Annotated in this window: 1 protein-coding gene; it reads right to left on the reverse strand. The window is 36.5% G+C overall.

Translation table 11 applies throughout. The features are described from left to right. Positions 1-247, reverse strand: a 247-nt coding sequence (locus HNV10_RS17140) for a hypothetical protein (protein WP_241695533.1), incomplete at its 3' end; no start/stop codon positions are given. Positions 248-255: the final 8 nt, after the last annotated feature.

The following is a 255-nucleotide window of genomic DNA, read 5'->3' on the forward strand; positions in this document are numbered from 1 at the left end:
ACCTTAAATCTTGTGGTGTAAATGCTATGGGTGCTTGTTCTACTACTAACTCTAATGTTGTTAAACTGTAACATCCTGTTTCTATAGCTTCTACTCGTACATGAATAATTTGTCCATTACTCGTATTGGTGTAAAGCACTGGTAATGGATTACTCTCCGAAATTGCTTCTGCTGCGGTTTCGTAATAGCTAACGGAATAGGCTGGATTATAATTGGTAATCTCACCATTCTTTAGACTTAAATCCATCTCTGTTA

Origin of the sequence: Winogradskyella litoriviva (assembly GCF_013249065.1) — a bacterium.
Classification (GTDB): Bacteria; Bacteroidota; Bacteroidia; order Flavobacteriales; family Flavobacteriaceae; genus Winogradskyella; species Winogradskyella litoriviva.